Here is a 5,883-nt window from a genome sequence, read left to right on the forward strand (position 1 = left end):
TGGCCTTTTCACAAACTAACAGACCCACAACACTTTATTACATTCTTTTTACCGCCTCGTTGTATTATCTTTATAAAGCAAAACCAAATACAACAAGGATATGTATGATTAAAAAATTAGCCCCGATCGCTCTTGCAACACTTGCTTATTCAAACTGCTCAATCGCCACAGAACAACAAGTAAGTAAACAATGGTTCAACAGTATCGAATACACTCATATTAATAATGACTATTATGACTTTGATGGCTATCAATTAGTAAGCCATTACTACTTTGAAGAGCAGCAAAGCTCGGGGGTGCTCGATGATTATGGTTACCTAGATACAGATACAAACTTTCGAGTGAATTACTCAGGAGGAGACTATTACAACGATATTGGTTTATCAGGCGAGTATTTTTTTAACAACTGGTTTGCTGTAGCTGATATGAGGGACGTGAGGGATTTAGACAATTACACGCTAGGACTTGGCTACTTATTTGCCGATGCCTTAAAAGTCTCTGTAAATAGGGATGTGCGTAGCTATGGTGATGATTATTTCCGCTTGAAAGCGCAGTATAACCTCCAAATCAACGATAAGGATTACCTTGGTTTTAGTGCAGAAACAGATGATGAACTCGACGTTTGGAATGTCTCTGCCAGATACTTTAATCATTTAAGCGGTAGCCATTACATTACCGTCGATGTTGGCCATCAAGACAGCCTTTATGATTCAGCAAGCAATGCCATGATCAGCTACTACTTCGGCGATCACTATGCCATAGGTGCAGGGTTGGATGATTCTGAACTCGTTTTACAAGGTAAGTACTTTATTAATGATAAATACTATTTAACCGCGAATTACACTGAAAGCGGCTCTGCTGAACTTTATAACCTTAAGTTTGTTGCCCAATTCTAAATAGGAATGAGTCACCAGTTTTAAACAAGAACGCCGCTATAAAGCGGCGTTTTCAGTTTATAGAATTACATATTACCTAGCTTCATCAACATTGCAGTATACATTTTTAAGTTCAGTGCTAACTGCTCTTCAGTAATAAACTCATGCTCTGAGTGACCTGTGTACTTTTTACCTGGCATTGATGGACCAAATGACACCGCATTATCAAACAGCTTAGCATTTGTGCCACCACCAATTGACACAAAGCCCGCGTCCTTATCGCCGGTAAAGTGCTTAAAGATATCGAGTAATGCTTCTGCATGAGGCGCACCATCTAACAGCATTGGCGTACCAATAATAACTTTAGTGTCTTTTAACGTAGCACCATTAGTGGTTTGCCAAGCACTAAGTGCTTCATTAATTTGCTGCTTAAGCACCGCTTCTTCTTTACCTACCGGACGACGCATATTAATCGACAGTTTAATGTCGTTACCGTCGCGGCTTAATAAGGTAGGCGAAACAGTCATCGGGCCCATAAAGTCATGCTTGTAACCAATTTCACCGAATTGCGCGCCGTATAAATCAAGGCCAATTAGTTGATTGATAAACTCAATGGCTTGACCATCACTATTGTTCTCAAGATCAATACCTTTAAAGATTTCTGCAAGGTGCGCAATGGCATTTTCACCCGCTTCTGGCTCAGATGAATGCGCTGAAATCCCCTTCACTTGGACTAACAAGCCATTGTCTTGCTCTGTCATCGCCACTTTGACATTTTTAAGCTTAGCGACATTGTCGTGTAATTTAGCCACTGTCGCCGCATCAGCGTTATGCACTATCACGCTGGCATCTTCAGGGATTTGGCTAACAAAGGCGCCGCCTTTTAAGTCAGTGACATATAAGCCTGTTTGTGCTGAGGTCGCAGAGAAAGTCGGCGCAATTAGGCTCCAGCCTTTTTCTGCAACAACCACAGGGTATGAAGCATCAATAGTGACAGCATATTTTGGTTGCTGATAGGTTTTCATGAACTCTTCGAGTGGTGCCCAGTCAGACTCTTCTGCAAGGTAAACCATTAATTCAATACGGTTATTTAAAGTAATACCGTTATCTTTAATCGCCTTCATTGCATGCAGTGCAGTCGCAATTGCGCCTTTATCATCTTCTGTACCACGTGCAATTAGCTTTCCTGGCTCAGAGGTTTTATCCATTTTAAATGGACTTTGCTGCCATTTACTAGCATCTGCAGGTTGCACATCACCATGGGTTACTATGGTTACTTTGTCAGCTTGGTTCCCCATGCCAATTAACACTGTGTAACCTAAATCTTGATAATCAAAACCAAACTGCGCCGCTTTCATTTTTAAGAACGACTTAAAGCCAATGAAATCTGGGTTATCTGGAGTCGCTAGACCTTCTTTATTTACCGTTGAATACGAAACTAAATTCTCTAAGGTATGAATTTGCGCTTGTTGATATTGCTCTACCGCGTAGTTAGCCAGCTTTTCACTTTGCTCAGACACAGCTGCCTGACTAGAGAAAGCACTTAATAAAAATGCAGCAAGTAATGAATGTTTCAAGATAAGCTCCAGAGTTTAAGAAGGTTTTTAGAAAGTCGCCTTGATTGTAACGCTTATAACGCCGACATAACATCTCTAATTAAAGCAAAATAGATCGCTTAAAAATACCAACAAGGTACAATAGCCACTCACCCTATTAATTCGTTTGTTAGACTCATGAACCGCAGAAAAAAGATCTTCACTAAACTTAAGCAAAAAGATAAGCGTGCCAATGCAAAATTGCATAAAAGCAATAAACCGGCCTACATCTCAAAGGCAGAACGCGAAAAATTAGCACAGCAAGAAGCTGAGCAGGAAAATTAAAATACCTAGCGGTCAGGGGTAAAATTGTAGGCGCGATTTTATATCGCGCAACACTTCTATGATTCACAAAGAGGATAAGAGACGCTTCGCTTTAGAGAAAAACAAAAAAAGTTTTAATATTACTTCCTCATTTTCTTCTCATTAGTTTCTCTTTGTGTAATTTGTTTTAACGCGAAATAAATTTCACGTCTACGGCAAAGACATTTTTTCACAAAGAGGATTAGAGACGCTGCGCTTTAGAGAAAACAACAAGTAATCCAGTGTTTTCCCTCATTACCTTCTCATTCTTTTCTCTTTGTGCAATTTGTTTTAACGCGAAATAAATTTCACGCCTACGTCAAAGACATTTATTTGCACAAAGAGAATATGAGGCGCTGCGCTTTAGAGGAAAACAACAAGTAATCTATTGTTTTACCTCATTGTCTTCTCATTCTTTTCTCTTTGTGCAATATGTTTTAACGCGAAATAAATTTCACGCCTACGACAGCTTATGTCACATTTATATCGGACACGTGATCTCGACTCGCTAACTTTACTCTCGTAACTAGAAACTCTGGTTTTAATCTGAAAGCTGACAGCTCTCTTCACTCTTTACCCTAGCAGCTTGCTAACTTTACTCTAGCAACTCGCTAACTCCCTAACCTAAAACCTATAACTCACACTGGCATTATACGAACGGCCTTGTCCGGCAAGTTGCTCAAAGCCATTGCTCATATCTTGCTTGTAATTAGCAATGCTTACACCGCCAAGTGGCTGTTGGTAATATTCATCAAGTAAGTTGGTAATTGCTAACTTAAAGGTTAAATTTTGCCACGTTTTCTGGCTTGAAATAGCCAGTAACTGATAACTGTCGGTTTGGTTTTCTAAACGGCGCTCATCAACATGAGTTTTACTATCAACCCATTGCCAGCTCAGTGCGTTTTGCCAGCCTTTGTATTCGTGCTCTAGGCTCAGCTCAGTGTGCAGTGGCATAATTTGATATAAGTCTTCATTGCTATCATCACGCTCACCATGAGTACTGGTTAGTGAGCCTTTTAATTGCCATTTTCCTGCTTGCTTTGAGTTGTAAAGCTCTACCAAGCCCGCCAGTTTTGCACCGTAAAGTGTCGCATCTAGGTTCGTAAAAGTAAGAATATTACGCTTGGTATGCGCCATGTCGGTGCGATTAAAGCTCTTAGTCACTTCAGCATCAATATAATCATTTACTTGCGTGTACCAAACATTTGCCGTTACTTGCCAGCTATCGTCTTTGGCAAGTTTGGTGTAGCTAGAGCTTAATGTGTGAGCTGTTTCGGCTTCTAAATCTGGGTTACCAATATAACCATTACCATCACCAAACCAACCAATCATGGTGGTTGCCATCGTACCTACACCCCAGCTGTAACGCTCATATAAATTAGGTGCGCGGTTTTTACGAGCTAAACCAAATTGCAGCTCATCGTTATTCGATAATTGATAGCGAGCAAGCAAGCTGATATCAACTAAAGTGTCGTCACGTTTACGGTCTAATTGGTTAAATTCCATCGCAGCTTGGGCGTCGGTTTTTGACATATCCATCATTGAGCCCATATTAGCCATGCCGCTCATGCCACCTTCGTTATAAGCCTGCACTTCGCCAGTATCTGTGCTGACTTGCTCAACACGAACACCTGCCGACACCCACCATGCTTGGTTTACTTGGTTTTGGTACTCCGCAAATGCCGCAAGGCGGTCACGTTTGCCATCGTTAATGTTTACGTATTCATTTGGGCCCATCATCATTGACCCTGTAACCGCTGGCCACCAATCATCAATTCGATAACCGTAATATTCTTGCCCTAGCATTAGTGATGACTGTTTTGATAAGTCAGTGCGCCAATGAACTTGGTAACTGTAATCTTGTGCATCGGTATTCATCGGCATCATGCCGGTTTTCTCATTACTGAAAAACCCCATTTCGTGTTTTACATCATGCGCATTCACTTGCACCTGCAAATCACCATTTTCAAGCTCACGTTGATACTGAACAACGAAACCATAACTGGTGTTATCGGTCATATCCATGTATTGATTTGCAAAGCCTTGGTAAGGAATTTTTTGATGCGTCAGCTTAACCACAAGCTGTTGTTTCTCATTACGAATAGCGCCTGTTAAGGCATGATTTTGTACTCGATATAAGGTATCAAGTACACGCTCACCATGGCCATCATCATAGCTGTTAGCATCTTCAAAGCTGCCTTGGTAAGACAAGCTAAACTGTTTGCTCGCAAGGCTGGCACCTAGCGCGTATGCTTGGCTATCGTTAACGCTTTTGTACTGGGCGGTAACATAGCCTGCGCGCCAATTCAGTGAGTCTGTATCACTAAATTCAGGGGCAATCGTATTAACTCTAATAACACCGGCAATATTATCACCGCCACTGCTTACCGGTGATACACCAGCAACGACACTGTAGAGAGGCAATTGTGGTTTGCCGACACATAAGAGAGTGGCGGGTTGATTTGGTTAGCACACGCTGCTGTGACATCAGCACCATCAACTAAAGCTTTGACTCTATCGCCCATCATGCCGTTCATTACTGGCAAGTTAGACACCCCTCCGGCCGCTGAAAAATCAACACCTAAATCTTTCAGTAACGCGTCTGCAGAGCCAACTAATTGATGGTTATTTTGGGCATGACCTTGTACTTCTATCACTTCAATAGAATCATCAGCAAAGGCTGAGATACTTAAAACACAGCCAAGCGCTGCAGCAATTTTGCGAAAATAAAAAACCAGGGCGAGAAGATTGCGTGTTCATAACTCTTTTAAAATCAAAGCAAATAATTAATGACGCCGATTAATAAAACTCATTAATTAGTCTGAACACGTGACATATTGTCGCACCCTGTCACAGGTAAAAGAACTTAGCGCAACACCACTAAAGGAATACGGCTATCTTCAAGCATTTTTAAGGTCGTGCTGCCTAAAAAGAACTGCCGCCATTTAGAGTGACCAAATGCGCCCATCACCATTAAGTCAACGGCGTGGTGACTTTCATACCGCCACAGCGCTTGGTAAACATCGCCATCGAGCATGCGCGCTCTCACATTAAAGCCGTTTTTCAGCCAAGGTGCTGGGTGAGCACACGAGTATGACAAACTTAACCTT

The 5,883-nt window shown here is 41.6% G+C and carries 6 protein-coding genes; 2 read left to right on the forward strand and 4 right to left on the reverse strand.

All coding sequences use genetic code 11. The features are described 5' to 3' along the window. The coding region (locus tag ACXACQ_RS06020) for a putative porin (RefSeq protein WP_474975041.1) at positions 1 to 896 on the forward strand (896 nt) is incomplete at its 5' end. A gap of 65 nt (positions 897 to 961) precedes the next feature. Here ACXACQ_RS06020 and ACXACQ_RS06025 read toward each other — a convergent pair. Next, positions 962 to 2,452: a dipeptidase gene (locus tag ACXACQ_RS06025; RefSeq protein ID WP_474975042.1), complete on the reverse strand. Its 1,491-nt coding sequence runs from the start codon at positions 2,450 to 2,452 to the stop codon at positions 962 to 964. Between the two features lie 156 nt (positions 2,453 to 2,608). Here ACXACQ_RS06025 and ACXACQ_RS06030 point away from each other — a divergent pair, with 156 nt between their 5' ends. After that, entirely contained in the window at positions 2,609 to 2,755 is a 147-nt protein-coding gene (locus tag ACXACQ_RS06030) for a DUF2986 domain-containing protein (RefSeq protein WP_082389188.1), read from the forward strand. 642 nt (positions 2,756 to 3,397) lie between these two features. On the opposite strand, the gene ACXACQ_RS06035 is transcribed toward ACXACQ_RS06030, so the two are convergent. From ACXACQ_RS06035 to ACXACQ_RS06045, 3 genes are all read right to left on the reverse strand, one after another. Further along, positions 3,398 to 5,197, reverse strand: coding sequence for a TonB-dependent receptor plug domain-containing protein (locus tag ACXACQ_RS06035; protein WP_474975043.1), 1,800 nt, complete (start codon positions 5,195 to 5,197; stop codon positions 3,398 to 3,400). After that, entirely contained in the window at positions 5,158 to 5,430 is a 273-nt protein-coding gene (locus ACXACQ_RS06040; protein ID WP_474975044.1) for a hypothetical protein, read from the reverse strand. Before ACXACQ_RS06040 ends, ACXACQ_RS06035 begins: the two co-directional genes overlap by 40 nt. Before the next feature lie 209 nt (positions 5,431 to 5,639). Next, the coding region (locus ACXACQ_RS06045; protein ID WP_474975045.1) for a universal stress protein at positions 5,640 to 5,883 on the reverse strand (244 nt) is incomplete at its 5' end.

This window comes from Fulvivirga sp. AWR4_260, assembly GCF_056158185.1.

Excerpts from the sequence above, each read along its gene's own strand:
- ACXACQ_RS06030 (WP_082389188.1), top strand. The coding sequence starts at position 2,609 with ATGAACCGCAGAAAAAAGATCTTCACTAAACTTAAGCAAAAAGATAAG.